This is a genomic window from Neisseria sp. DTU_2021_1001991_1_SI_NGA_ILE_055, from assembly GCF_032342915.1.
GTDB lineage: Bacteria > Pseudomonadota > Gammaproteobacteria > Burkholderiales > Neisseriaceae > Neisseria.
The window spans coordinates 1616265-1637557 of sequence record NZ_CP135440.1 but is presented as its reverse complement, the minus strand read 5'-3'; the positions used below and the strand labels follow the sequence as shown (position 1 = coordinate 1637557).

The 21293-nt window shown below is 49.8% G+C and carries 18 protein-coding genes; 7 read left to right on the top strand and 11 right to left on the bottom strand.

All coding sequences use genetic code 11. From position 1 onward, the window contains the following. Nucleotides 1-126: 126 nt before the first annotated feature. On the bottom strand, nt 127-2322 hold the full coding sequence (locus RRV97_RS07670; RefSeq protein ID WP_315611180.1) for a TonB-dependent siderophore receptor: 2196 nt from the start codon (nt 2320-2322) through the stop codon (nt 127-129). 550 nt (nt 2323-2872) lie between these two features. On the opposite strand from RRV97_RS07670, the gene serB reads away from it, so the two are divergent. After that, nucleotides 2873-3703: a phosphoserine phosphatase SerB gene (gene serB, locus RRV97_RS07665; protein ID WP_003748382.1), complete on the top strand. Its 831-nt coding sequence runs from the start codon at nt 2873-2875 to the stop codon at nt 3701-3703. 71 nt (nt 3704-3774) lie between these two features. Here the strand turns inward: serB and lpxH are convergent, their stop codons facing one another. From lpxH to rpsT, 6 genes are all read right to left on the bottom strand, one after another. Next, nucleotides 3775-4485 carry a UDP-2,3-diacylglucosamine diphosphatase gene (gene lpxH / locus RRV97_RS07660; RefSeq protein WP_410505887.1) on the bottom strand — a complete coding sequence of 237 codons (711 nt, stop codon included), beginning with the start codon at nt 4483-4485 and terminating at the stop codon, nt 3775-3777. A gap of 153 nt (nt 4486-4638) precedes the next feature. Further along, the gene (locus RRV97_RS07655) at nt 4639-6024 is read right to left on the bottom strand and encodes a PIG-L deacetylase family protein (protein WP_003748388.1); all 1386 of its coding nucleotides are present in this window, start codon (nt 6022-6024) and stop codon (nt 4639-4641) included. A 239-nt stretch (nt 6025-6263) separates the two neighbouring features. Then, complete coding sequence (aspS, locus tag RRV97_RS07650; RefSeq protein WP_070625059.1) at nt 6264-8072, bottom strand: aspartate--tRNA ligase; 1809 nt, start codon at nt 8070-8072, stop codon at nt 6264-6266. A 64-nt stretch (nt 8073-8136) separates the two neighbouring features. Further along, the gene (locus RRV97_RS07645) at nt 8137-8838 is read right to left on the bottom strand and encodes a DUF502 domain-containing protein (RefSeq protein ID WP_315611178.1); all 702 of its coding nucleotides are present in this window, start codon (nt 8836-8838) and stop codon (nt 8137-8139) included. A gap of 152 nt (nt 8839-8990) precedes the next feature. Further along, a complete protein-coding gene (locus tag RRV97_RS07640; RefSeq protein WP_315611177.1) occupies nt 8991-10130 on the bottom strand; it encodes a phospholipase A in 1140 nt (379 codons plus the stop codon). Nucleotides 10131-10298: 168 nt separating this feature from the next. Next, on the bottom strand, nt 10299-10562 hold the full coding sequence (rpsT, locus tag RRV97_RS07635; RefSeq protein WP_002212556.1) for a 30S ribosomal protein S20: 264 nt from the start codon (nt 10560-10562) through the stop codon (nt 10299-10301). Between the two features lie 308 nt (nt 10563-10870). Here rpsT and RRV97_RS07630 point away from each other — a divergent pair, with 308 nt between their 5' ends. Continuing rightward, nucleotides 10871-12013: an extracellular solute-binding protein gene (locus RRV97_RS07630; protein ID WP_315611176.1), complete on the top strand. Its 1143-nt coding sequence runs from the start codon at nt 10871-10873 to the stop codon at nt 12011-12013. Nucleotides 12014-12088: 75 nt separating this feature from the next. Here RRV97_RS07630 and RRV97_RS07625 read toward each other — a convergent pair whose 3' ends face one another. Continuing rightward, nucleotides 12089-12520: an EamA family transporter gene (locus RRV97_RS07625; protein ID WP_003680126.1), complete on the bottom strand. Its 432-nt coding sequence runs from the start codon at nt 12518-12520 to the stop codon at nt 12089-12091. A gap of 176 nt (nt 12521-12696) precedes the next feature. Here RRV97_RS07625 and RRV97_RS07620 point away from each other — a divergent pair, with 176 nt between their 5' ends. Further along, nucleotides 12697-14373 (top strand): formate--tetrahydrofolate ligase, encoded by a 1677-nt coding sequence (locus RRV97_RS07620; RefSeq protein WP_049321972.1) that lies wholly within the window; start codon nt 12697-12699, stop codon nt 14371-14373. Between the two features lie 65 nt (nt 14374-14438). Here RRV97_RS07620 and RRV97_RS07615 read toward each other — a convergent pair whose 3' ends face one another. Both RRV97_RS07615 and fba read right to left on the bottom strand, forming a co-directional pair. Beyond that, on the bottom strand, nt 14439-15368 hold the full coding sequence (locus RRV97_RS07615) for a glycosyltransferase family 2 protein (RefSeq protein ID WP_049321973.1): 930 nt from the start codon (nt 15366-15368) through the stop codon (nt 14439-14441). A gap of 127 nt (nt 15369-15495) precedes the next feature. Beyond that, entirely contained in the window at nt 15496-16560 is a 1065-nt protein-coding gene (fba, locus tag RRV97_RS07610) for a class II fructose-bisphosphate aldolase (protein ID WP_003748401.1), read from the bottom strand. Nucleotides 16561-16710: 150 nt separating this feature from the next. Here fba and RRV97_RS07605 point away from each other — a divergent pair, with 150 nt between their 5' ends. Together RRV97_RS07605 and RRV97_RS07600 are read left to right on the top strand one after the other, a co-directional pair. Further along, a complete protein-coding gene (locus RRV97_RS07605; protein ID WP_315611175.1) occupies nt 16711-17139 on the top strand; it encodes a thioesterase family protein in 429 nt (142 codons plus the stop codon). A 1-nt stretch (nt 17140) separates the two neighbouring features. Next, a complete protein-coding gene (locus tag RRV97_RS07600; RefSeq protein ID WP_036492017.1) occupies nt 17141-18037 on the top strand; it encodes a tyrosine recombinase XerC in 897 nt (298 codons plus the stop codon). A 216-nt stretch (nt 18038-18253) separates the two neighbouring features. Here RRV97_RS07600 and RRV97_RS07595 read toward each other — a convergent pair whose 3' ends face one another. After that, entirely contained in the window at nt 18254-19261 is a 1008-nt protein-coding gene (locus RRV97_RS07595; protein WP_315611174.1) for an IS5 family transposase, read from the bottom strand. A gap of 346 nt (nt 19262-19607) precedes the next feature. Here RRV97_RS07595 and RRV97_RS07590 point away from each other — a divergent pair, with 346 nt between their 5' ends. Together RRV97_RS07590 and RRV97_RS07585 are read left to right on the top strand one after the other, a co-directional pair. Next, a complete protein-coding gene (locus RRV97_RS07590) occupies nt 19608-20531 on the top strand; it encodes an energy transducer TonB (protein WP_315611173.1) in 924 nt (307 codons plus the stop codon). Nucleotides 20532-20633: 102 nt separating this feature from the next. Then, nucleotides 20634-21293, top strand: a complete 660-nt coding sequence (locus tag RRV97_RS07585) for a MotA/TolQ/ExbB proton channel family protein (protein ID WP_049337031.1) — start codon at nt 20634-20636, stop codon at nt 21291-21293.

Genomic DNA, 21293 nt, shown 5'->3' with positions numbered 1-21293 from the left:
GCTTGAGAATGCGTGCGAATGGCCGTCTGAAAGTGAAATTGTACTTTCAGACGGCCTTTTTATCAGCAATAGTTGGTTTATGCTTTTAAAAAATGAGCGGTCAACCCGTGCTTGCTATGCTGCTATTTACATCTTCCACTTCAGGCTGAACACGGCGTTGCGCGGTTCGCCGTAGAAGTTGCCGTAGTTTTTTGTACGGTTGCTGTTGTTTTCATAGTAGCGTTTGTCGGTCAGGTTGTTGACTGCCAGCCCCAGTTGCAAATTGTCGGTCGGACGGTATTGCAAACCGGCATTCCAAACGGTATAGCCGCCTTGGGGCAGCTTGCTGCCGGTTTTGCTTTGACTGGACAAGCCTATACCGATACTTAACTTACCGCTTGCAAACGGCGGCGTATAGCTGCTGTAAGCGCGGAGAATGTGTTTTGGGGTCCAGTTGGCAAAATCGCCCTCGGTATGGGGATGGTTTTCTGTTTTGCGGATATTGTAGGTATAGCCGGCAAACAGCTTCCAATTTGCGCCGATTGCTCCGGAAATTTCTGCATCTACACCGCGGCTACGTTCTTTTGCGGGAACGTAGTAGAAAGTCTGTTTCCTGTTGCCGCTGGCCGGAACGTTGACACGCACGCCGACGTTGGTGTTATCAGTTTGGAACAGGGAAACGGCCGTATTGAGTTTGCTCTGCATCCATTCGCCTTTCCAACCAAATTCGTAGTTTTTACCGACTTCAGGCGCGAGATAGCTGTTGTCTGCATTTGTTTTCAGAGTCGGTTTGTAGATGGATGTATAGCTTGCATAGAGGCTTTGCCCCGGCATGAAATCGTAAGTGATGCCGATGTATGGAATGAATTTGTTGTTTTTGACCGAATAGGTTTTTGCATCATTGTCCGGAGCACCTGCATAACGGGACCAGTTGTAATCGAAGTCGCGTTTCCAATGGGTATAGCGCCCGCCTGCCAACAGATGCAGTTTTTCCGTAGGATTGATGCGGGTACCTGCTGCAAGGGCGTGCGTATAGAAGTGGTTGTCGCTGTCCATGATGCTGTATGGTTCTGCAGCCCAGTCCGGCTGGGGGATAACGGCAGAAAATGGATCGTAGCTGCCGGTTGCCTGCATACGGGTATGGTGCAGGTTATTGCGCTCTTTCGAATAATTATGAGTCAGGAAGATGTCGTGGGTTTGACCCAACGCTTCAAACTTGCCGCGCAGGTTGTTTTGAATATGCAGATGTTTGCTGTCGTGCTGATAGCGGAAAGCCTGTTGGTCTTCAATACCGATGGATTGATTGGCTTTCAACCCGCTTTTGTCTGCCATTAAGAAAGCATACCTTTGGTCGGAGTGGCTGTTTCGCCAATCGATTTTGCTGTTCCATTTCCAGTTGTCGTTGAAGTAGTGGTCAAATTCTGCAAAAACACCGTTTTTGATGAATCGCCCATGATTCCAATCGGCACCGAAATAGCTGTCGCGCGGCAGACTGCTTCCATCTTCCCATAAAGGTAAGCCGTTGAGATTGGGGGTGTTGCGCTGGGCGATACGGTACGCGCCGACAGAAACCTTGCTGTTTTCTCCGATGTCTTTTTCCAAAATGCCGTAAAGAAGGCTGTTTTGCCCTTTCACTTTATCCTGAAAGGTTTTGTCATGATCAAAACTGCCGACAATACGCCCGCGGAGTTGGTTTTCTGAGCTTAAAGTGCCCGAGGCATCCAATTCGATATGCCGTTTGCCGAAACGGTCGGCTAAACCATTCATACTGATTTGTTTTTTAGCCGTCGGTTTTTTGCGTACGGCATTAATGGTACCGCCGGGCGCACTGTTGGATTGGGTCAGCCCGGCCGCACCGCGCACAACTTCAATGTGGTCATACATGGCAAGGTCGGTGATGTTGTGCCCGTCTCTGACAGGGCTGCCAAATATGCCCGGCGCGCCAATAGTGGTGGCCATGCCGTCTTCTTCCAATTTTTCAATATAGAATCCGCGGCTTTGGAAATGGGTGCGGTTCCCTTGGCGAACGACATTTACGCCAGTCGTTGTTTTCAACGCATCTGCCAGCGTAGTAATACCTTGATCGTTAATTTGATTTTTTGTAATAACGCTGACGGATTGCGGCGTCTCGCGCGGAGTCAATGCCAGTCCTGTGGTAGAACTCATAGCCGAAGTCGTATAGTCATTTCGATTTTCGGTACGCAGGCTGCGGTTTTTGCCGACCACATTGACCTGCTTTAATTCCACCTGTTGCACTTCTTCCGCAGCGTTAACGGCTTGCGGCAGTGCGGCAAGGCAGAGGGCAAGTGTGCTCAGTTTGAATAGTTTTTCAGAATGATGCATTTGATGAGATCCTTGATCAAGAAAAGTCTGTTTGTTTTTAAATATTGGCAGCAATATCTGTTTAAATTGAGTCGTTGTTTTTTATAAGCCGTTTTTTTTAAAATTAAATATAAGTCCCCGAATCATTTTATTTGATTTAATTTCGATTTTGCCAAACCATCGGGTCAAAAAAAGGTTGCCACCGGAAAGGGAGCCGTTGGCAACGAATGGAGGTGGTAATGCAATGAAAGCTAGATATAAGGGATAGTGCCAAACTAGCCATAAATAACTATATCGAAACGGTGAAAAAAATCAACAGAAAGTTATCTGTTGCTTGCAAAGTTTTTCAAACAGCTTGTCCCAAATCAAATTTTTGAGTAATTGCTTGGTTTGTTGATGTAAATATTGGTATTGACAGCTCGAGCTGAATTTGTTTCCAGGCCGTCTGAAAATTGCCGGGGTTGTTCGGCTATAATGCTGTTTTGGTTTTTTAAGGCATTCGCAAAAATACGGTTTCGGGGTTTTAGGCTGAATGTGGTTTGTAAGGGTTTTGGGGTATGAGGAGAAAGAGATGAAGAAGGTTTTGGTGTTGCAACATGGGGATTTGGGCGCGTGCGACTGGTCGGCGTTTGGCGGTTTGGTGTCTGCGCCATCAGGGAAGTCGGTGTTGCGTGTGCCGGTTGATGATGATTTTGAATTGACGGACGGGATGCGTGCGGCGTTGATTGCGCAGCAGATAGATGGAGCGGTGTTGCCGGATGTGGCTTTTGCCGATTTGGGGCTGATTGTCAGCGATATGGATTCGACGCTGATTACGATTGAGTGTGTGGATGAGATTGCGGCCGGTGTCGGGCTGAAGGATGAGGTGGCCAAGATTACGGAGCAGTCGATGCGCGGCGAGCTGGACTTTGAGCAGTCTTTGCGCAAGCGTGTGGCCTTGCTGGCCGGTTTGGACGAGCGCGTGTTGGAAGAGGTGTACGAGAATGTGTTGCAGCTGTCGCCGGGCGCGGAATTTTTATTAGAAGCGTGTAAACAGAATGATGTGAAGTTTATGCTGGTGTCGGGCGGATTTACGTTTTTTACGGAACGCCTGAAACGGCGTTTGGGCTTGGATTTCCATTTTGCGAATGTGTTGGAAGTGGAAAACGGCAAGCTGACAGGCCGTCTGAAAGGGCGGATTATCGATGCACAGGCTAAGGCGGATTTGTTGCGCGAATACCGTGAGCGTCTGGGTTTGGCTCCGTGGCAGGTGGTGGCGATGGGCGATGGTGCGAACGATATTCCGATGATACGGGAAGCGGGATTCGGCATTGCTTATCGGGCGAAACCGAAAACTGAAGCGAATGCGGATGCGTGTGTGCGCTTTGGTGGTTTGGAGCGGATACGCGGTTGGTTTGCGTAAACCGTTTGAGGATGTTTGTCAGTCAGGCCGTCTGAACAATCGGGAAACCGGTTTTCAGACGGCCTGATGTTTTATAAGGCAATAAAACGGTAGCCTTCGGCATCGACTTCGAGAATGGAGGCGTAATTGTCGCGCCAGTCGCCGAGTACGATGCGGGTGTAATCGGCGTTGCGATGGATGTTTTCGCGGTGGGTATGGCCGTGGATGAGCAGGGGTGTGTGGAAGCGTTGGACGGTTTCGTGGGTAAAGGCCGGATTGACGTCCATAATGTCGGCGTTTTTGTATTGTTTGTCCTGTTTGCTCTGCTTGCGGATTTTGGTGGCGATGTTCAGCCGGAGTGTGAGTGGCAAAAGCAGGAACAGGCGTTGCAGCCATTTTTGATGGACGGTACGACGGAATTTTTGATAAGAATGGTCATCGGTGCAGAGAGTGTCGCCGTGACAGAGTAGGGTGGGTGTGCCGAACAGGTCGATCACGGCGTACTCTGGCAGTAAGGTCATGTCGGTATCGCGGGCGAAGGTTTTACCGATGAGGAAGTCGCGGTTGCCATGGATAAAATAGCAGGCGACGCCGCGCTCGGTCAGGCTACGGATGGTTTGCTTGATGGTTTGAACCAAAGGGCTGTTTTCGTCATCGCCGATCCAAAAATCGAAAAGGTCGCCAAGAATGTATACGGCTTGGGCATGGACGGCTTTTTCTTGGATAAATTTTTGGAAGAGTGCGGTCAGCTGAGGATGAGATTCGCTCAGGTGCAAATCGGCGATGAAGTAAATCGGCATGATGATGTGGGGCGTATGGGAAGGGTTTTATTATAACTTGGGTTGTCGCGTTTGGATTTGGGCTTGGTGTTTTTCGTTTGTAATGCGGTGATTTTGTTGTTTTGATTGGATGTGATAAAGGCCGTCTGAAACATCTTTTCAGACGGCCTTTATGGTTTATTGGGCTTTGCCCTGATAGGTGATTTTTTTCAGCGTCTCTTCTTGGTACAGGTCGGTAATGGGGACGCTATAGAAGAATTCGTTGCTGCGGACAAAGCGGTTGACCAAGTCTTTGTCGATGTGGAGGATGTGGTGCCGCAGTTTGTTTAGGCCTTTGAATATCATGGTGTTCCAACGCATATAGCCGTCTGAATTGGGGCGGATGTCGTTCATGGCATCAAGGGCGAGGAGTTTGCGGTTTTGTTCCTCTTTGTCCAAAGGATGGGAATAGATGCTTTGGAAGTAAAACGGCTGTTCGGCAAGCGGCGGCAGGCTGAGGGAAGAGCCTACTTTGCCGATTGGGAAGTCGTCGCTCAGATAATGGATGGTGTGCAAAAACAGATTGCCGCGGCGGTAATCGATTTTACGCAGGGCTTCGATGGCGGCGAGCGTTGTGTGTTGGTGGTCGGGATGCGTGTCAATATTGGGTGAAGGCGACACGATAATGTCCGGCTGGAATGTTTCTATCAGATAGCCGAGATTGTCTACCAAGCTGTTCCAGGTTGAGCCGGGCTTGAGTTGTTGCGCCAATGGGGAGGTGTTGGCATGGCGGAAAATATCGACGTCGGCCGTATCGATTTTGGTCGATTTAATCTCTTTTTCCGGATTTTGGCGCATGGCGGTCAATGTGCTGTCGAAGTAGCCCAGTTGCAGGATGTGTTCAGACGGCACGCCGGCCAAAAGGGGGACGGTCAGGCTGTTCCAAACGCGCATCCGGCCTTTTTGCAGATATTGGGCCTGAGTGTCGCAGTCGCATTGGCCGTAAAGGTTGCCATAGTGGAAGCTGCCGCCTTCGCTGGCGGTTAAAGTGCAGATCATTGAATTGGCGGCGTGTTTTTCGTACAAACCGTATGCGCTGAGTTCGGCATCGTCGGCATGGGGCGCGAGGACAAGGATTTTTTTGCCGTCGAGGTTTTCACGCGGATAAACAGAGAGTTCGATTTCTTGATCGGCCAAAGTCAGGTATTTGCCTTCCAAACGGACGGTTTTGTCGCTGTCGGAGAAGGTGTCGCTCAGATTGATATAGCGCACGCCTTTTGCACCGTATTCGAAATATTGCTTCCATTTGCCTTTGGATGAAATGGTTTCGACAAAAGGCAAGAACAGCAGTCCCATCCAGTTGGACTTGATGCGGATTTTGGCAATGACGGTATCCCGTCCGCTGACAGTGGCGGGCAAGGTCAGGCTGCCGCCTTTGAGGGTTGCATGCGCGGTAGAGGGAAGGGAGGGATAGTTATAGTCTTGGTGCGTGTTATAGGCAAACTGTTTTTTATGAATAATTGAAGTAATAATAAACAACAAAACAAAAAAAGTCAGTATCAGCCCCGTCAGTATTAGAAACATTGTTGGGTTCCTTTATTGTTGTAACAGTCATGATAGTGCTTGTGGAGCTTATTTGTTTGTTTTTCTTACAAACGGTTGTTTTTTATACTCTAACGTCATTAAAGTGAACGTTTAAAATAAAACAGTTTATAAGTTGATTATATATAAACGACTAAAATACAGAAAGGCCGTCTGAAAAATTTGAAAGAAATTTCAAATTTTTCAGACGGCCTTGATATTTTAAAGGTTAAGCCGATAAATTATGCTTCTTTTGTTTCAACTGCTTTCTGACGCAGACGCAGGCTCAACTCGCGTAACTGTTTGTCGTCGACCACATTAGGCGCATTGGTCAGCAGACATTGGGCGCGTTGTGTTTTCGGGAAGGCAATCACGTCGCGGATGGACTCGGCACCGGTCATCAGGGTAACCAGACGGTCGAGGCCGAATGCAAGGCCGCCGTGAGGAGGTGCACCGAATTTCAAGTTATCCAAGAGGAAGCCGAATTTCTCTTGTTGCTCTTCAGGGCTGATTTTCAGCGCGGCAAACACTTTCTCTTGTACGTCTGCGCGGTGGATACGGATAGAGCCGCCGCCGATTTCCCAGCCGTTCAATACCATGTCATAGGCACGGGCCAGGCAGTTTGCAGGATCGGAAACCATCAGGTCTTCATGACCTTCTTTAGGCGCGGTAAACGGATGGTGTACGGCAACGTAGCGGTCGGCTTCTTCGTCGTATTCGAACATTGGGAAATCGACAACCCACAAAGGTTTCCATTCGTCTACGAAGTAGCCGTTGTCTTTGCCGTGTTCCAAGCCGACTTTGATACGCAGCGCACCGATGGCTTCGTTCACGACTTTGGCTTTGTCTGCGCCGAAGAAGATGATGTCGCCGTTTTGCGCGCCGGTACGCGCGATGATTTCTTTCAGGGCGTTTTCAGACAGGAATTTGACGATTGGAGATTGCAGGCCGCTGTCTTCGCCGTTGGAGAGGTTGCTCACATCGTTCACTTTGATGTAGGCCAGACCTTTCGCGCCGTAGATGCCGACAAATTTGGTGTATTCGTCGATTTCTTTGCGGCTGAATTTCGCGCCGTTCGGCACGCGCAGAGCGACTACGCGGCCGCCTTTCATGTCGGCTGCGCCACGGAAAACTTTAAATTCTTCCGTTTTCATCAGGTCGGTCAACTCGGTGAATTTCAAGTTGATGCGCATATCCGGTTTGTCAGAGCCGTAGTAGAACATGGCTTCAGAGTAAGGCATGCGTGGGAAGTCGCCCAAATCTACGTTCAAGGCATCTTTGAAGACTTGTTTGGCCATGCCTTCAGTGATGTCCATGATTTCATCCTCGTTCAAGAACGAGGTTTCCAAGTCGATTTGAGTGAATTCAGGTTGGCGGTCGGCACGCAAGTCTTCGTCACGGAAACATTTGGTGATTTGGTAGTAACGGTCGAAACCGGCAACCATCAGCAATTGTTTGAACAATTGTGGAGATTGCGGCAGAGCGAAGAATTCGCCCGGATGAACGCGGCTTGGTACGAGGTAGTCGCGCGCGCCTTCTGGAGTGGAGCGGGTCAGCATCGGCGTTTCGATGTCGATGAAGCCTTGCGCATCCAGATAACGGCGAACGCCCATAGCCACTTGGTAACGCAGGCGCAGGTTGCGTTGCATGGTAGGACGGCGCAAGTCGATAACGCGGTTGGTCAGGCGAACGTTTTCGCTGATGTTTTCATCGTCGATTTGGAACGGAGGCGTAGCGGCGGCGTTCAAGACTTCGATTTCTTTGGCGAGAATTTCGATTTTGCCGGAAATCATTTTGTCGTTGGTCGTACCTTCAGGACGGTTGCGCACGCGGCCGGTAATGCTCAAAACGTATTCGTTGCGGGAAGAGTCGGCAGCGGCAAATGCTTCCGGAGTGTCAGGGTCAATCACGACTTGGACGATACCTTCGCGGTCGCGCAGGTCGATAAAAATCACACCGCCGTGGTCGCGTCGGCGGTGTACCCAGCCTTTGACGGTAACGGTTTGGTCTAAGTATTGCTCGCTGATAAGGCCGCAATAGTTGGTACGCATAAAATCACCTTTTTATATTGTTCAATTTGAAAAAGAAGGAAAGGCCGTCTGAAAAAAGAAGACCTTAATTGTTATGTTCGGTATCACCGTCTTTAGACGGTTTTTGGGCGGGCAGGGCTTTAACCGGCAAGTCGTCCGGCATGACCATGCCCAGTGAAATTACATATTTCAATGCCTGATCCACACTCATGTCCAGCTCGCGAACGTCGCTTTTTTTAACCATGATGTAATAGCCGCCGGTCGGGTTGGGCGTGGTTGGGACGTAAACGGAAATACAGTCGTCATCTTGCGGCAGGCTGCCTTTGATTTTATCGGGGATATGGCCGGAAACAAAGGCTATCGTCCAAATGCCCGGTTGAGGAAAGGGAACCAGTACGGGGGTTTTGAACGAGCGGCTGCTGTCGGAGAGCAGGGATTCGGAAACTTTTTTAACGCTGGAGTAGATGGATTTGACGACGGGAATGCGTCCTAAAAGGCTGTCCCATGCGCCGAGAATCCGTCTGCCCAATACGTTGGCAGCAAATACGCCGGTAACGAACAAGACGACTGTGGCGGCGACGATGCCCAAGCCGGGAATGTTGAACCCCCAGAAATGCTGGGGCTGCCAGCTTTCCGGCAATAGGCTGATCAGTCTGTCGGCGGCGGATATGATGTAGGTCATCGCCCAAATGGTTACGGCAATCGGTAACCAAACCAGCACGCCTGTAATCAGGTATTTCTTTAAAGCCTTGGCGATTTTTCCGCTTTCGGCTGCGGCTTCTGTCATCTTTGTTTCATTCCGGCAAGTTTTGCCCAAACTTCGCATTATACGCGTTTGGACGTTAGGAAACGAGTATTTTAAACGAATGGCTTGTTTTGTTTTATTGTTTCAGACGGCCGCCTTGATTGCGAAGGCCGTCTGAAACAATATGGGGTCATTTAGATGCCGTCCCAGTCGTTGAACATCAGGCCGAAGCCGATGCCGTTTTGTTTGTGGTTGTAGTCAATCAGGCTTTCGCCATAGCCGTGGAAACCGCGGACAACGCCTTTGAGTTTGCCTTTGATGGGGAAAGTATAGGCCGCTTCAACGGCGCCGCGTCCGCTTTTTGGATTGTAACGCAGGACGGAATAAACATTTTGTTTGTCATTGAAGCGGTATTGGACTTTCAAGTCGCCGTAGCCCATGTATTTGTTGATGTCCGGATTGTCATCGTCGTCTCCTTTTTGGTCGAAGGCGCGCATCCAAACTCTAGGAATAATGGTCAGCTTGCCCCATTCCATGCCTGCCATGGCGTAAACCCGGTTCCATGATCGCGATTCCGGGCGGCTTTGACCGTTGGATTGGTGAACAAAACCTGCGCCAACCATACGCAGTTTGCCACCGAAAGGCAGGTCTGCTTTAACGGGTTGGGTAATGAAGATTTCGGGCTCGTAGTCGGTATTGCGGAACGGAGCGGATTTGCGGCCTTGGTTGAAGATTTGCCAGTCGGATTTTTGGGTGTAGCCAAACCATACGTCGGCACGGGTTTTGAATAAATCTTCGGCAATCTTGCTTTTGAAGGAAACCTGCATTTTGGTTTCGAGGCGTTTTTGCTCGCTGAATTTTTCCTGCGTGGTTACGCCGCGGCTGGGGGATTCCGGGTAATAGTTGGGGCTGCTGTTGTACCAAACAGGCATGAGGTACATAGGGTTGTGTTCGCGTACGCTCAATAGGCCGCGCGTGTCGTTTTTATCCAAATCGTACATCAGGCTTAGAGGTGTGTAGCTGTCGGCAGTTTCGCTTAATACGTCGTCTGAAATATTTGGGTGGGTAGGATTGTCGAATACAATGGCCGCTTCTTTTTTCTCAATGCTCTTGCGCACGCTTTTTTCGAGGTCAACCGGTGTTTTGGCCGTTTCGGTTTGTGCTTGCGGTAGTGGGGATTGAGGGGGGAGTTGCGCCGAGTAGATGTTGTCATAACACGCCAAACGGGTGGCGTTGTCTTGAATGGTGGTGCAGTGTAGGGCGGTATCGGCGGCAGCCAGCGGGGCGGCGGCAATGAATCCGATACTTAGGGAATGTTTCAACATCTTGTTCATGAGAGTTTCCGTTATTTTTCAGACGGCCTGATGAGAGGTAAATAGGTTTATTTAGTCGGTTTGGGTTGTGAATACGGCAATGCCCCTGAAAGGCAGGACCTCAGGGGCATCGTATCAGCTCGATTCATCCTGTTTTGATTGTCAGGATTTTCGGCATTTGCGTCAGTATTAAGCCAAAGCTTTTACTTTAGCAGACAGACGGCTTTTGTGACGGGCTGCTTTGTTTTTGTGGAATACGCCTTTGTCAGCGATGCGGTCGATGACTTTAACGGATTCTTGGTAAACTGCTTGAGCAGCAGCTTTGTCGCCGGCTTCAACTGCTTTCAACACTTTTTTCACAGCGGTACGGAATGCAGTACGCAGGCTGGCGTTGTGGGCGCGTTGTTTAACCGACTGGCGGGCACGTTTGCGGGCTTGTGCGCTGTTTGCCATATTGAATATCTCCTGAAAAATAAATTCTGTAAACGCGCAATTTTAAAGACAGATTTCCTTGTATGCAAGCTTTTTCTCTATAAACGCGCGCAAATCAGCCGTATTTTGCCCAAAAACGACAGCCGGTGCAACGCTTTTGGTAAAAAGATGGTGTTGCTTTGCCTTATTTCAATAAAAATCAGATGGATATTGCTTTGCGTTTGCTTACGTTTCCATTACAATAGCCTAACTCTGCGCCGGGGTGTTTATGGGGTGCAGGGTTTCTTATTTATTGACATTAACCACTCTTTCATCAGGAATCTGCCCGTATGAAAAAATCTGTATTAGCCGTATTGGCCGCATTGTCTTTGGCCGCTTGCGGCGGTGGCGAGAAAAAAGCCGAGCAACCTCAAGCAGGCAGCGCGCCTGCTGCCAATGCCGAAGCAGCCGCCACCGATACTTTGAATATCTACAATTGGTCAAACTACGTTGACGAAAGTACAGTCGAAGACTTCAAAAAAGCCAACAATTTGAAGCTGACTTACGATTTGTATGAAAACAACGAAACGCTGGAAGCCAAAATGCTGACCGGCAAATCCGGCTACGACTTGGTTGTACCCGGTATTGCCTTCCTGCCGCGTCAAATTGAGGCGGGTGCATACCAAAAAATCAATAAGGACTTGATTCCGAACTACAAAAACATCGATCCTGAATTGCTGAAGATGTTGGAAACCGCCGACCCGGGCAATCAATACGCCGTTCCATACTTCTCAGGTGTGAATACGATTGCGATTACGGCGAAGGGCAAGGAGCTTTTGGGCGGACAATTGCCTGAAAACGGCTGGGATTTGCTGTTCAAACCTGAATACACCAACAAGCTGAAATCTTGCGGCATCGCTTTGTGGGATACACCGAGCGAAATGTTCCCAATCTTGTTGAACTACTTGGGTAAAGATCCTAAAGGCTCGAATCCTGAAGATTTGAAAGCGGCGGCGGAAGTGTTGAAGTCTATCCGTCCTGATGTAAAACGTTTCAGCCCTTCCATCATTGATGAATTAGCGCGCGGCGATATCTGCTTGGCGGCAGGTAACGGCGGCGACTTGAACTTGGCCAAAGCGCGTTCCGAAGAAGTGAAAAACAACGTCGGCATTGAAGTGTTGACGCCGAAAGGCATGGGCTTCTGGATTGAATCTTGGCTGATTCCGGCCGATGCGAAAAACATCGTCAATGCCCACAAATACATCAACTACACACTTGATCCCGAAGTGGCTGCGAAAAACGGTATTGCCGTAACCTTCGCACCGGCCAGCAAACCTGCACGCGAAAAAATGCCTGCCGAGCTGGTGAACACTCGCTCTATTTTCCCGAACGAGCAAGACATGAAAGACGGTTTCGTGATGCCTCAAATGAGCGCAGATGCGAAAAAACTGTCTGTCAGCTTGTGGCAAAAAATCAAAGTCGGTTCAAATTAATTGTGAGCTGATTGTTTGAAGTAAAGCAAAGGCCGTCTGAAATTTTTCAGACGGCCTTTTTTGATGTCCCAATCTTTATCGTTTCAAAGCCAAAGTCAATACGCCTGCGGTTACCAGGCCTAAACCTATCCATTCCTGTGTACTTGGGCGTTCGTCTAAGAAAACGACGGCCATCAGGGCGACCAAGACCAGGCTGAATTTGTCGACGGGAGCGACTTGCGAGGCATTGCCCAGTTGCAGGGCTTTGAAGTAGGCGAGCCAGGATGCGCCGGTAGCGAGGCCGGATAGGATGAGGAATGTCCAGTTGCGGCCGGTAAAGCCGTTCACGCCCTGCCATTTGCCGGTATAGGTCAGAAACAAGACCAAAGCGGCGAGGATGACCAAGGTGCGGATAAAGGTGGCAAAATCGGAATCTATTCCTTGTAAACCCATTTTGGCGAAGATGGCGGTCAATGAGGCGAAGCCTGCCGATGCCAATGCCCAAAACAGCCATGCGTTGCTACTCATGTTTTTTCCTTTTGTTTTGAATTGTTGACAATATGAATCCGCTTGTTGATGAAATATCGAAATTTTCACTGCGGTTTATTCTTGGAAAACGTTATAATAGAACGAATATTCTTTTTCTTCCAGCCGTCTCTTGAGATTGTTTCAGACGGCCTTCCCTCACTCAATAAAGGAAAATCATGAGCTTCAAAACCGATGCTGAAATTGCCCAGTCTTCCACCATGCGCCCGATTGGTGAAATTGCCGCCAAGCTGGGTTTGAACGTTGACAACATCGAGCCCTATGGTCATTACAAAGCCAAAATCAATCCTGCCGAAGCATTCAAGCTGCCGCAAAAACAAGGCCGTCTGATTTTGGTTACCGCCATTAATCCGACTCCTGCGGGTGAGGGTAAAACCACCGTAACCATAGGTTTGGCGGATGCATTGCGCCATATCGGCAAAGACTCGGTTATCGCCCTGCGCGAGCCTTCTTTGGGTCCGGTGTTCGGCGTTAAAGGCGGTGCGGCGGGCGGCGGCTATGCCCAAGTTTTGCCGATGGAAGACATCAACCTGCACTTCACCGGCGACTTCCACGCCATCGGCGCGGCGAATAACTTGCTCGCCGCCATGCTCGACAACCATATCTATCAAGGCAATGAGTTGAACATCGATCCGAAACGCGTGCTGTGGCGTCGCGTGGTCGATATGAACGACCGTCAGTTGCGCAACATCATCGACGGCATGGGCAAACCTGTTGACGGCGTGATGCGTCCTGACGGTTTCGACATTACCGTTGCCTCCGAAGTGATGGCGGTATTCTGTCTTGCTAAAGACATCAGTGATTTGAAAGAGCGTTTGGGTAACATCCTTGTCGCCTATGCCAAAGACGGCAGCCCAGTTTACGCCAAAGATTTGAAAGCGAATGGCGCGATGGCGGCATTGCTCAAAGATGCGATTAAACCTAACTTGGTACAAACCATCGAAGGCACGCCTGCCTTTGTACACGGGGGCCCCTTCGCCAACATCGCCCACGGTTGCAACTCCGTTACCGCCACACGTCTGGCGAAACACCTTGCCGATTATGCCGTAACCGAAGCAGGCTTCGGCGCAGATTTGGGTGCGGAAAAATTCTGCGACATCAAATGCCGTCTGGCGGATTTGAAACCTGATGCGGCTGTTGTCGTGGCCACCGTCCGCGCGTTGAAATACAACGGCGGCGTAGAACGTGCCAACCTCGGCGAAGAAAACCTTGAAGCCTTGGCAAAAGGTCTGCCTAATCTCTTGAAACACATTTCCAACCTGAAAAACGTATTCGGCCTGCCTGTGGTGGTTGCCATCAACCGCTTCGTGTCCGACTCTGATGCCGAATTGGCCATGATTGAAAAAGCCTGTGCGGAACACGGCGTCGAAGTTTCCCTGACCGAAGTATGGGGCAAAGGCGGCGCGGGCGGCGCGGATTTGGCGCACAAAGTCGTCAACGCCATCGAAAATCAACCGAATAACTTCGGCTTCGCCTACGATGTCGAATTGAGCATTAAAGACAAAATCCGTGCGATTGCCCAAAAAGTGTACGGCGCGGAAGATGTTGATTTCAGCGCGGAAGCGTCTGCCGAAATCGCTTCACTGGAAAAACTGGGCTTGGACAAAATGCCGATCTGCATGGCGAAAACCCAATACTCTTTGAGCGACAACGCCAAACTGTTGGGCTGCCCCGAAGGCTTCCGCATCACTGTGCGCGGTATCACTGTTTCCGCAGGCGCAGGCTTTATTGTTGCGTTGTGTGGCAATATGATGAAAATGCCGGGTCTGCCGAAAGTTCCGGCCGCTGAGAAAATTGATGTGGACGCAGACGGCGTGATTCACGGCTTGTTCTGATTTGGATTGCTCTTGAAATAGACAAAGGCCGTCTGAAACTTAGGTTTCGGACGGCCTTTTATGATTTAAGTGAATTTTAACTGACTTTTTAAGAAATTGAAGAACTTGTCTATCATGTCGAACATGGTATTGCGGTCTTCGCCAAACAATGAAATGCTGCGGTCTTTGCTGATTCTGTCATAGGCGGCAAAAATGGTTTTCAGCTCTTCAGTGGTCAAGCGCAGTTGCTTTTCGTACAAGATGCGGCTTAAGAGCGTTACTTCCGTCGCGTTCAAATCAGGGAAGAGATGACTGATCCACAACTCCATGGTGTATTGGACGGATTTGTTGATTTTGTCTCTTTTTTTGCTTTCTTGAGTTTGGTGTATCCTGTAAAACAACAAAGGTTCGGGCAGATTGGCAAAGGTTTTGCCATGTAGGGCGCATTGTACCCACATATGGAAATCGGGCGCGGTTTCCGTTGCGGTGTAGTTTATTCCGAGATTTTTAATGCTGTCGTGCCGCCACATGGTGGTGGGGTTAAACATATTTTGAGCGGCCCTGGAGAAAAAGGCTTTAATGTCTTTGTCGAGCAAGGGTAGATCGCTTAAAACGGGTTCTCGTCCGGTTTGGTCGTCGAAAAAGATGGTGGCTTGGCTGCCGACAATATCGATTTCGGGATGGCTGTCTAAAAACTGAATTTGTTTTTCAAAACGATCCAGGGTGCAGATATCGTCCGCGTCCATCCGCGCCACGTATTCAACCTCTACATCTTTGAGCATATCCATGGCAAATTGGCAGACAAACGGTTCGCCCCTGTTTTCCGGAAGGTGGAAAACCTGCAAACGTGAATCTCTGGCTGCGTAAGCCTCGAGGATTTCGCCGGTTTTGTCTTTTGAGGCATCGTTGACGGCGATGACGAAAAAGTCGCGGAATGTTTGATTCAATACCGAATCCAAGCATTCGGGCAAATAAGCTTCGGCACAATAGGCCGGCAAAATAACGGCGAGTTTCATGTTTGCTTTCGATGTGTTTTGATGGGTAGTCGGCGGGGGATTTTACTATAAGTTTCCAAAAGCCAAGGCCGTCTGAAACCTTATTGCCAAGTTTTCAGACGGCCTTAGTATCAATCCAATGTACAGATTATTTGATGATTTGGTTCAATTCGCCTTTGGCGTATTTGGTTGCCATTTTTTCCAAAGAAATCGGTTTGATTTTGTCGGCTTGGCCTTCGCAACCGAATGCGAGGTAGCGGTCGAGACAGATTTGTTTCATGGCTTCGACGGTTTTGCTCAAGTATTTGCGCGGGTCGAATTCGGACGGGTTTTCTGCCATGAAGCGGCGGATGGCGCCGGTAGAGGCAAGACGCAAGTCGGTGTCGATGTTGACTTTGCGCACGCCGTGTTTGATGCCTTCGACGATTTCTTCTACGGGTACGCCGTAGGTTTCACCGATTTTGCCGCCGTATTCGTTGATGACTTTCAGCCATTCTTGCGGAACGGAGCTGGAGCCGTGCATCACGATGTGGGTGTTGGGCAGGGCTTGGTGGATTTCTTTGATGCGGTCGATACGCAATACGTCGCCTGTGGGCGGACGGGTGAATTTGTATGCGCCGTGGCTGGTGCCGACGGCGATAGCCAATGCGTCAACGCCGGTATCTTTAACGAAACGTACGGCATCTTCGACGCTGGTCAGCATTTGGTCGTGGGAAAGTTTGCCCACTGCGCCGACGCCGTCTTCTTCGCCGGCTTCGCCGGTTTCGAGGTTGCCCAATACGCCGATTTCGCCTTCAACGGACACGCCGCAGGCGTGGGAGAAGTTAACCACGGTACGGGTGGCGTTGACGTTGTATTCGTAGGTGGACGGAGTTTTGCCGTCTTCGAGCAGCGAGCCGTCCATCATCACGGAGGAGAAACCCAGTTGGATGGAGCGTTGGCACACATCGGGCGATGCGCCGTGGTCTTGGTGCATCACGACAGGGATGTGTGGGAATTCTTCGACTGCGGCCAAAATCAGATGACGTAGGAATGGGGCACCTGCGTATTTGCGTGCGCCTGCGGATGCTTGAACGATAACGGGGGCGTTGACTTGGTCGGCCGCCTCCATAATGGCGCGCATTTGTTCGAGGTTGTTAACGTTGAATGCGGGCAGACCGTAGCTGTTTTCGGCGGCATGGTCCAACAGTTGGCGCATGGATACGAGTGCCATGAGAAGCTCCTGAAGTAGTGAAGGGTAAATTTATCCGATAAATTATAATGTTTTTTGCCATGAAAAACTACAAGCCGCTACATTGTTTTTATATATTAACGAACAGGGTCTCGGTTTATAATGGCAGAGTATTGAAAACGGGTGTGCAAAATGGATAGGATTTCGGTGGCCGAATGTGATAAGCCTTTGTTTCAGACGGCCTTGACGGTGCAGGTGGGCGATGTGAACTATGGCGGCCATTTGGCGAACGATGCAGTGTTGCGTTTGTGTCATGAAGTGAGGATGCGTTGGTTGGCGACGCTGGGTTGGAGTGAAATGGATGCCGGCGGGGCAGGCCTGATTATGGGGGATGCGGCGGTACAGTATTTGGCGCAAGGTCATCATGGCGATGAGCTGTCGGTGGAGATAGGGGCGGCAGGCGTGGTCGGTGTGGGTTTTTCTTTGCTGTACCGTGTCCGCAGGATTTCAGACGGCCTTGTGTTGGCGAAAGTACAGACAGGCATGGTGTGTTTCGACTATGGCAAACAACGCGTCTGCCGTCTGCCTTCGGCCTTGAAAGCAGCATTGGAGGCCGTCTGAAATGGCGGAATCAAATCATTTTGCGCTTCATCTTGAACGTTATCTGAAAACCTTGTCGCAACAAGGTAAGTCGCAGCATACCGTTTCCGCTTATCGGCGCGATTTGAGTGAATTGATGCGCCTGTTGCCCGATAATCTGAAAAACGGCCTGCCGACGCGCCGTGATTTTGTGGCTGCATTGAAAAAACTGTCGCAAAAGGGTTTAAGCGAAAGCAGCTTGGCGCGGAAATTGTCGGCGTGGCGGCAGTATTGCAGTTGGCTGGTGCAGATAGAAGTCATGGAAAGCGATCCGACGTTTAATATGAAAGCGCCGCGCCTGCCCGAACGCCTGCCCAAAGCGCTGCCGCAGGAACCTTTAAACCATATCCTTGATCATGCGCCGGTTGATGACGAGTTGGATGTACGCGATAAGGCCATGTTTGAATTGATGTATGGCAGCGGTTTGCGCCTGAGCGAGATACAAGGGTTGAATCTGAACAGTATCGTCTTGGACGAAGGCTGGGTCAGTGTGAATGGTAAAGGCGGCAAGCAGCGGCAAGTGCCTTTGGTGGGCAAAAGCATTGCGGCATTGCGCGATTATTTGGCAGTGCGTATTGCCAAAGAGGGCGAGCAGGCCTTATTCACCAATAAGAACGGCGGCAGGCTGGGGCAGCGTCAAATCCAAAAACGCCTACAGGCGTGGGCAGTGCGTGTGGGCAGCGCCAGCCATATCTCGCCGCACATGATGCGCCATAGCTATGCAACCCATCTTTTGCAGGCATCGGGCGATATCCGCGCCGTGCAGGAATTGTTGGGACACAGCAATCTTTCCGCCACGCAAGTTTATACCAAGCTGGATTTCGACCATTTGGCGCGCGTTTATGATGAGGCGCACCCAAGGGCGAAACGGAAAAAATGATTTTGTTTGAATCAGGCCGTCTGAAGAGCGTTTTCAGACGGCCTGATGTTTTATGGAAAAAATACAGATGGAGACCTTTGCAAAATTCCTTTCCCCAAACAGCCGAAACCTAAACACAGGTTTTCGGCTGTTTTTGTTTCGAATATCCACTGATTCTACTCAAATACCCCCTTAATCCCCCTTGGATACCTGATTAATCAGGCATCCGGCCGCCTTTTAGGCAGCAACAGGCGCACTTAGCCTGTTGGCGGCTTTCAAGAGGTTTAAACACATCGCTTTCAGATGGCTTTGCGCACTCACTTTACACAGACCAAAATAGGCTGCCCGGGCATAGCGGAATTTACGGTGCAGCGTACCGAAACTTTGTTCGACCACATAACGGGTCTTCGACAAATATCGGTTGCGTTTGGTTTGCGCTTCCGACAGCGGATGTTTGCGGTGGGCTTTGCGCATAATACCGTCCTGCAGCCGATGCTCTTTCAGATGTTGCCGGTTTTCCTCACTGTCATAGCCTTTGTCGGCATAGACGGTCGTACCTTTGGGCAGCCCTTCCAATAAAGGCGACAGGTGTTTGCACTCATGGGCATTGGCAGGGGTAATGTGCAGTTTCTCGATATAGCCTTCCGCATCGGTACGGGTATGTTGTTTGTAGCCAAGTTTGTAGAGGCCGTTTTTCTTGATCCATCGGGCATCGCTGTCTTTACTCGGTGTGGTTTGGCCGCTGACTTGTCCTTCCTCGTCGACTTCTATGGCCTGACGCTGTTTGCTGCCGGCAGTCTGAATAATGGTGGCATCAATGACGGCGGCGGATGCTTTCTCTATTTTTAGGCCTTTTTCGGTCAGTTGCCGGTTAATCAGTTCCAGCAATTCGGACAGGGTGTCGTCTTGCGCCAGCCAGTTGAGGTAGCGGCATAAGGTGCTGTAATCGGGGATGCTCAGTTCGTCAAAGCGGCAAAACAGGTTGAAATCGATGCGGGTGATAAGGCTGTGTTCGAGTTCGGGATCGGAGAGGCTGTGCCATTGTCCGAGCAGGACGGCTTTGAACATGGACAACAGGGGATAGGCGGGACGGCCGCGGTGGTCTCTAAGGTAACGGATTTTTTGACGATTCAGGTATTGTTCGATCGGTTGCCAATCAATCACCTGATCCAACTTCAATAGCGGGAAGCGGTCGATGTGTTTGGCAATCATGGCTTGCGCGGTTTGCTGGAAAAAGGTGCTCATGAAAAATCCCCTAAATGTCTTGGTGGGAATTTAGGGGATTTTGGGGAATTTTGCAAAGGTCTCAGATGATTTGAAACCATTTGAATTTTTATTGGTCTGATGAGGTTTCAGATATTGGCTTAATGTGCGGATAGCATAAACGCTGGAAGAATAGGCTGTTTTGTCTTACCGCTTATCTTCCAAAACAGCCTTTTATTTGATAATATTAGTAATGAGAGCTAATATCATATTATAATACGCGACCTCTAAAAAGCAGGCCTATAAACTTTTTATATAGGCATTAATGCTTATTTTGACTGTAAAACGGCTTGCAAACAGGAATTGTTTCTATTAACATAACGGAATTATGGATAAAAAACGAATTTTAACTCCAGCCGTCGTGACTTCCGTTGCGTTGATCCACGTCGGCTTGGTTGCACTTTTATGGCACGCGCACAAACCGCCTCCTGTCGAAATGGCGAATATTGAATTTGTCGATTTGGGCGATTTCGGCGGTGGCGACGGCAGCCCTGAAGGCGAAGGCGCACCTGCCGCCCCCGAGCCTGTCCCCGAACAACCGAAGCCGAAACCTAAACCTAAGCCTGTCGAGCCGCCTAAGCCTGTTATCAAACCTGTGGTAACGAAAAAAGAAAAAGCGGATATCGTACAGCAAAAGGAAAAACCGAAACCTATCGAGAAACCTAAGCCCGAGCCTAAGCCGGAACCCAAACCTGAGCCGAAGCCCGAGCCAAAACCTGAACCAAAACCAGAGCCGAAGGCAGAACCTAAACCGTCTCCTAAAGCATCTGAATCCTCAGGCAGCAAAACCGGGCCGAATACTGCCGAAAACGGTAAAGGCAACGGTGAAGGCAAAGCCTTGGGCGGAGAAGGAAAAGGCAACGGCGGCGGTACGAAAGGTACAGGCAGCGGCCGTGGCGAAGGCAGCGGATCCGGCAGCGGTGGTGCGAAAGGCGAACATGGTTCCGGCACCGGCGGTGGCGGAGGTGGTAGCGGTACAGGTGCCGGCAGCAGTAAAGGCAATCCTGCAAAAGGAACGTGCCATATTCCGAGACCCCCATATCCGACAATGTCAACTGAAAATGGCGAAGAGGGCTTGGTTGTTTTGAAAGTCTTGGTTGGTCCCGGCGGTAAAGTGGATTCAATTAGTGTGAATAAATCAAGTGGTTATAGTCGTCTGGATAATGCAGCGCGTAAAGCCGTTAAAGATGGTAGCTGTCATGCAAGTGTTTGGACTGAATTTAAAGTACCTGTCAAATTCACGCTCGAATAAGCATCCAGGCACAAGCTGATGGATTAGAAAATATATGCTATTGGGAAATGGTTTTAAATGACCCGATAGAAATTTTAATTTTATTTTTAACTTGGAAAAATTATGGATTTAAGTTTAGTTTTCAAATCAGGTGATGTGGTACTGATTGGTGTATTTGTCCTGATGTTGTTGATGAGCGTGGTAACGTGGAGCGTTATCGTGATCCGCTGCATCAAATACTGCAAAGCGAAAAAAGGCAATGCACAGGTAAAAGAGCTGATGTTGAATGCGTTTACGCTGGCCGATGCCGTACAGAAAGCCAAAGCGGTAGAAGCACCGATGAGCCGTGTCGCCGATGAATCTCTGTGTGCATACCAAAACTACCGTCAAACAACAAGCAAATCGCTGATTGACGAATTGCCTTTGAACGAATACTTGGTTGTCCATATCCGCAACAGCATGTCCCAAACCATGCGTCAGTTCGACTACGGTATGACCGCGTTGGCCTCTATCGGCGCAACCGCTCCGTTTATCGGTCTGTTGGGTACTGTTTGGGGTATTTACCATGCCCTGATCGGCATCAGCGAAAGCGGTCAAATGAGCATTGCTGCGGTAGCCGGTCCGATTGGCGAGGCTTTGGTATCGACTGCTGTCGGCCTGTTTGTGGCGATTCCGGCCGTATTGGCGTACAACTTCCTCAATCGCGGTACAAAAACCATCGCGCAAGATATGGACGCATTTGCACATGACCTGCATGTCCGCCTTCTGAACCAAAAGGATTAA

Coding starts and splice junctions, on each gene's coding strand:
- RRV97_RS07670 (WP_315611180.1), bottom strand. CDS start 2,322: ATGCATCATTCTGAAAAACTATTCAAACTGAGCACACTTGCCCTCTGC.
- RRV97_RS07595 (WP_315611174.1), bottom strand. CDS start 19,261: ATGAGCACCTTTTTCCAGCAAACCGCGCAAGCCATGATTGCCAAACAC.
- RRV97_RS07625 (WP_003680126.1), bottom strand. CDS start 12,520: ATGAGTAGCAACGCATGGCTGTTTTGGGCATTGGCATCGGCAGGCTTC.
- RRV97_RS07640 (WP_315611177.1), bottom strand. CDS start 10,130: ATGAACAAGATGTTGAAACATTCCCTAAGTATCGGATTCATTGCCGCC.
- RRV97_RS07630 (WP_315611176.1), top strand. CDS start 10,871: ATGAAAAAATCTGTATTAGCCGTATTGGCCGCATTGTCTTTGGCCGCT.
- RRV97_RS07605 (WP_315611175.1), top strand. CDS start 16,711: ATGGATAGGATTTCGGTGGCCGAATGTGATAAGCCTTTGTTTCAGACG.
- RRV97_RS07615 (WP_049321973.1), bottom strand. CDS start 15,368: ATGAAACTCGCCGTTATTTTGCCGGCCTATTGTGCCGAAGCTTATTTG.
- RRV97_RS07600 (WP_036492017.1), top strand. CDS start 17,141: ATGGCGGAATCAAATCATTTTGCGCTTCATCTTGAACGTTATCTGAAA.
- RRV97_RS07585 (WP_049337031.1), top strand. CDS start 20,634: ATGGATTTAAGTTTAGTTTTCAAATCAGGTGATGTGGTACTGATTGGT.
- RRV97_RS07590 (WP_315611173.1), top strand. CDS start 19,608: ATGGATAAAAAACGAATTTTAACTCCAGCCGTCGTGACTTCCGTTGCG.
- RRV97_RS07655 (WP_003748388.1), bottom strand. CDS start 6,024: ATGTTTCTAATACTGACGGGGCTGATACTGACTTTTTTTGTTTTGTTG.
- aspS (WP_070625059.1), bottom strand. CDS start 8,072: ATGCGTACCAACTATTGCGGCCTTATCAGCGAGCAATACTTAGACCAA.
- serB (WP_003748382.1), top strand. CDS start 2,873: ATGAAGAAGGTTTTGGTGTTGCAACATGGGGATTTGGGCGCGTGCGAC.
- RRV97_RS07620 (WP_049321972.1), top strand. CDS start 12,697: ATGAGCTTCAAAACCGATGCTGAAATTGCCCAGTCTTCCACCATGCGC.
- fba (WP_003748401.1), bottom strand. CDS start 16,560: ATGGCACTCGTATCCATGCGCCAACTGTTGGACCATGCCGCCGAAAAC.
- rpsT (WP_002212556.1), bottom strand. CDS start 10,562: ATGGCAAACAGCGCACAAGCCCGCAAACGTGCCCGCCAGTCGGTTAAA.
- RRV97_RS07645 (WP_315611178.1), bottom strand. CDS start 8,838: ATGACAGAAGCCGCAGCCGAAAGCGGAAAAATCGCCAAGGCTTTAAAG.